This is a genomic window from Burkholderia sp. E168m23, from assembly GCF_016586125.1.
GTDB classification, from domain to species: Bacteria; Pseudomonadota; Gammaproteobacteria; order Burkholderiales; family Burkholderiaceae; genus Burkholderia; species Burkholderia orbicola.
The window spans coordinates 1-4,764 of sequence record NZ_BCPP01000556.1 but is presented as its reverse complement, the minus strand read 5'-3'; the positions used below and the strand labels follow the sequence as shown (position 1 = coordinate 4,764).

General features: G+C 71.2%; 5 protein-coding genes. 4 read left to right on the top strand and 1 reads right to left on the bottom strand.

Annotation, left to right across the window (positions count from 1 at the left end; all coding sequences use genetic code 11):
* Positions 1-175 precede the first annotated feature (175 nt).
* The gene (locus tag JMF90_RS24550) at positions 176-1,090 is read right to left on the bottom strand and encodes a LysR substrate-binding domain-containing protein (protein WP_054928567.1); all 915 of its coding nucleotides are present in this window, start codon (positions 1,088-1,090) and stop codon (positions 176-178) included.
* Between the two features lie 149 nt (positions 1,091-1,239).
* On the opposite strand from JMF90_RS24550, the gene JMF90_RS24545 reads away from it, so the two are divergent.
* The 4 genes from JMF90_RS24545 to JMF90_RS24530 form a co-directional block, all read left to right on the top strand.
* Positions 1,240-2,364, top strand: coding sequence for an FAD-binding oxidoreductase (locus tag JMF90_RS24545; protein WP_054928566.1), 1,125 nt, complete (start codon positions 1,240-1,242; stop codon positions 2,362-2,364).
* A complete protein-coding gene (locus JMF90_RS24540) occupies positions 2,357-2,656 on the top strand; it encodes a (2Fe-2S)-binding protein (RefSeq protein ID WP_054928565.1) in 300 nt (99 codons plus the stop codon). The genes JMF90_RS24545 and JMF90_RS24540 overlap by 8 nt, the downstream gene beginning before the upstream one ends.
* Positions 2,653-4,089, top strand: coding sequence for an NAD(P)/FAD-dependent oxidoreductase (locus JMF90_RS24535; protein ID WP_054928564.1), 1,437 nt, complete (start codon positions 2,653-2,655; stop codon positions 4,087-4,089). Before JMF90_RS24540 ends, JMF90_RS24535 begins: the two co-directional genes overlap by 4 nt.
* Before the next feature lie 40 nt (positions 4,090-4,129).
* Positions 4,130-4,764 (top strand): transporter substrate-binding domain-containing protein (locus tag JMF90_RS24530; protein WP_201325530.1); only part of this gene is annotated, 635 nt, incomplete at its 3' end.

Genomic DNA, 4,764 nt, shown 5'->3' with positions numbered 1-4,764 from the left:
GCGCGTTATCGACGGCTGGCGGGGGCGAAGGATGCGGACGCAACCAAGTCGCCTGCATCCGCCACACCGGTAACGGACAACGCGCTCGCCTGAGCCGGAATCCCGGCCGAAACGGCAACGCGCCGGCACGCCCGACGGCGTCCGGCGCGCTCGAGACGATTTCCCCCCCTCCTGCTTACGCGTCGCGCAGCGCCCGCATCCGCGCGAACGCGTCGCGCAAATCCGCGCAGAACGCATCGCCGAGCATCGACAGCGGCTGCGACGCGGACGTCACCAGATAGAAGTGATCGGGCACGGCCGGCTCGAACGGCTTGACGGCCACGCGCTGCCCCGCATACGCGGCCGTCACCGGATCGATCAGCGCGACGCCGGCACCGTTCGCGACGAACGCGACGATCGTCTGCGACAGTTGCGCCTCGATCGACAGCACGCGCGACACGCCGGCTTCGACGAATACGCGATCGATCGCGCTGCGCGCCTCGAAACTCGGCGGAAACGAGATGAACGCTTCGTCGCGCAGGTCGGCCGGCCGCACCACGCGTTTGCGCGCGAGCCGATGCCCACGCGGCACGATGCAGCGCATCGCGCTTTCCGCGAGCCGCTCGCCGCGCACGGCCGGATGCGGGACGGGTTCAGCGATCAGCCCGACATCGCATTGCCCCGACGCGACCTTGTCGACGACGGTGGACGCACTGTGCGCGAGCAACGTGATGTCGACCCCCGGATGCGCGTGCGAGAAATGCGTGACGAGCTGCGGCAGCAGGTCGAGCGCGACGGCCGGCGAGCCGGCCACGCGCAGCGTGCCGCGCCGCATCGCGCGGATCTGCTCGGCGGCCTGCGCGACGCGGTCGAGGCCGACGAACGCGCGTTCGACCTCCTCGTACAGCACACGCGCCTGCGCGGTCGGCGTGAAGCGCCCCTGCTGCCGCTCGAACAGCACGAAGCCGACCCGGTCCTCGAGATCGGCGATCAGCCGGCTCACGGCCGGCTGCGAGATATGGAGATCGCGTGCCGCACGCGTGACGGTATGGCGCTGCATCACTGCGCGAAACGCTTCGATCTGGCGAATCCTGAGCGAGGGCGTGGTCATAACACTGGATTATGGGTCGTTGATCAAGCTGTATTGGACAGCCCATTTTGCCTGCCCGAAAATCGGTTCCGCAACGTATTGAAAGCAAGGAGCCGCGCCACCATGGGATATAACACGCAACCGCCTCACCCGCGATACCGGAGCCGCGCATGACCGTGCGCCGCTTCGACGTCGTCGTGGCCGGCGGCGGTCTCGTCGGCATGGCCATCGCGTGGGGCATCGCGCGTCTCGGCCAGCGCGTCGCGGTGTGCGACGGCGACGACATCGCGTTTCGCGCGGCGCGCGGCAATTTCGGGCTCGTGTGGGTGCAGGGCAAGGGCGGCCGCTGCCTGCCGTATGCGCGCTGGTCGCGCGAATCGTCCGAGCGCTGGCACGCTTTCGCCGCGCAGTTGCAGCGCGAAACGGGCGTGGACTGCGCGTTCGAGCGCCCGGGCGGCATCGAGCTGTTCGAGCAGCGCGCGGAACTCGACAGCGCGACCGACCTGCTCGAATCGCTGCGCCGGCAGGAAGCCGCGCTGTCGTACGAGGTGCTCGATCCGGCGGCGCTGCGCCGGCGCGTTCCCGCGGCGTCGCCGTCGCTGGCCGGCGCGCTGTGGTCGCCGAACGACGGTCACGCGAATCCGCTCACCACGCTGCGCGCGATGCTGCAGGCGTTTCAGCAGTGCGGCGGCGTCTATCTGCCGCGCAGCGAAGTCACCGAGATCCGGCCGCGCGCCGGGCGCTTCGAGATCGACACGCACCACGCGCAGCTCGAAGCCGGGCGCGTGGTGCTCGCGGCCGGCCTCGACAACGCGCGGCTCGCGCCGATGGTCGACCTGCGCGCACCGATCTCGCCGCTGCGCGGCCAGATCATGGTCACCGAACGCCTCGCGCCGTTTCTCGACTATCCGACACTCGTCGTCCGGCAAACGCCGGAAGGCTCGGTGCTCCTCGGCGATTCGGCCGAAGACGTCGGCTTCGACGACGGCCAGACACGCCCCGCGATGGTCGACATCGCACGCCGCGCCCGCACCGCGTTCCCGGCGCTGGCCCATGCGCGCATCGTGCGCGCGTGGGGTGCGCTGCGCATCATGACGCCCGACGGCCTGCCCGTCTACGAGGCGTCGGCCACGTACCCCGGCGCGTTCATCGCGATCTGCCACAGCGGCGTGACGCTCGCGGCGACTCACGCCGATCTCGTCGCGCCGTGGATCGCAGGCGGCGCCGCGCCGGCCGACCTGTCCGCCTTTACCACCGCGCGCTTCGCCGCGCCCACGGAAGCCCGGCATGTTTGAACCGCTCATTCCCGCCGCCGCGCTGCTCGAGCGCGTGCGCATCCATATCGACGGCACGCCGCACGACGTACCCGCGCATTACAGCGTCGCGGCCGCGATGCTCGCCGCCGGCTCGGCCGCGTGCCGCACGAGCGCCGTGAGCGGCGCGCCGCGCGGCCCGTTCTGCATGATGGGCGTGTGCTTCGACTGCCTCGTCGAAATCGACGGCGTACCGAACGTGCAAGGCTGCATGACGCCCGTTGCCGTCGGCATGCAGGTGCGCGCGATGCACGGCAAGGCGAGGCTCGCATGACGCGCCGCCAGTGCGACCTGCTGATCGTCGGCGCCGGGCCGGCCGGCATGGCGGCGGCGACTGCCGCGCGTGCGGCCGGCTTGTCGGTCGTCGTCGCGGATGAAGGACGCGCGCCCGGCGGCCAGATCTACCGCAACGTGGCCGATGCGCCGGCGCCGCTCGCGCAATGGCTTGGCGCCGACTACACGGCGGGCCGCCCGCTCGTCGACGGCCTGCTCGCCAGCGGCGCGCATTACGTGCCGCGCAGCGTCGTGTGGCAAATCGCGTTCGAACCGGCGCCCGTCGCGATGCTCACGCAAGGCGGCCCGGCGCGCGGCACGCTCGAAATCGGCGCGCGCGCGGTGCTGATCGCGACCGGCACGCAGGAGCGGCCGTGGCCGGTACCCGGCTGGACGTTGCCCGGCGTGATGGGCGTCGGCGCCGCGCAGACGCTGTTGAAGGCGTCCGGCCTCGCGCCGTCCGCCGACGCCGTGCTCGCGGGCAGCGGCCCGCTGCTGTGGCTGTTCGCCGCGCAATTGCTGAATGCCGGCCGGCGCGTGCGCGCGCTGGTCGACACGACACCGCGCGATGCGTGGCGCCGCGCGCTCCCGCATGCGCTGCCGGCGCTGCGCGGCGCCGACTATCTGCTCAAGGGCTGGCGCATGCTGCGCGCGGTGCGCCGCGCCGGGATTCCGGTGTATCGCGGCGCGACCGACGTCCGCATCGACGGCGAAAGCCGCGCCGAACGCATCCGCTTTCGCGACGAAGACGGCATCGTGCAAACGCTCGACACGTCGCTCGTGCTGCTGCATCAGGGCGTCATTCCGTCGACGCAGCTTGCCCGCTCGCTCGGCTGCGCACACGAATGGGACGAATCGTCGGCATGCTGGCGGCCTCAGTGCGACGCGCGCGGCCGCAGCAGCGTGCCGCACGTGTGGATCGCAGGCGACGGCGCGGGCATCGGCGGCGCGCGGGCGGCGGCACTCGCCGGCGAAGTGTCGGCGCTCGACATCGCCGCGCAACTCGGCGCGCTCGACACGCAACGGCAGGCCGCACGCGAACGCCCGGTGCTGCGCGCGTTGCACCGCCACCTCGCGGTGCGCCCGCTGCTCGACGCGCTGTACACGCCGCCCGCCGCGCTGCGCCGCCCCGACGACGACACGATCGTGTGCCGCTGCGAGGAAGTCACGGCCGGCGAGATCCGCCAGCTCGCGGCGCTCGGCTGTCAGGGGCCGAACCAGATGAAGGCGTTTACGCGCTGCGGCATGGGTCCGTGCCAGGGACGCTGGTGCGGCACGACGGTCGGCGAGCTGATCGCCGACGTGCAGCAGCGCGGCGTCGGCGACGTCGGTCACTACCGGATTCGCGCGCCGATCAAGCCGGTCACCGTCGGCGAGATGGCCGACGCGCTCGAACTGTCGAACGATTTTCAGCGCGGCGAATTCCCGAGCTGACGTGCACGCCCACTCTTCCCCACACGAACGGAGCCTGACCATGAAGACGCGCCTCACGATTCTCCTGTCCGCCGCCGCGATGGCCTTCGCGTCGCTGGCGTCGGCGAAGGAATGGACGACCATCCGCATCGGCGTCGACCCCACCTATCCGCCGTTCGAATCGACCGCGACCGACGGCAGCGTGAAAGGCTTCGACATCGATCTCGGCAACGCGCTGTGCGCGAAGCTGAAGGCGAAATGCGTGTGGGTGTCGAGCAGTTTCGACGGGCTGATTCCGGGGCTGCAGGCGCGCAAGTTCGACGTGATCCTGTCGTCGATGGCCGCGACCGAACAGCGGCGCCAGCAGATCGACTTCACCGATCGCCTGTACCGCAACCAGACGCGGCTGATCGCGCGCACCGGGTCGGGGCTGCTGCCGGACGCGGCGAAGCTCGCCGGCAAGCGCGTCGCGGTCGAACAGGGCACGGTCCAGGAAACCTATGCGCGTGAGAAGTGGGCGCCCGCGAAGGTCGAGGTCGTGCCGTATCCGAGCTACGACCAGGCGTATGCGGACCTCGTCACGGGGCGCGTCGACGGCGTGCTGATGGACGCCGTGCAAGGCCAGCTGGGGTTCCTCGCGACGCCGCGCGGCAAGGGCTTCTCGTTCGCGGGCGGCGTGGTGTACGACGCGAAGAT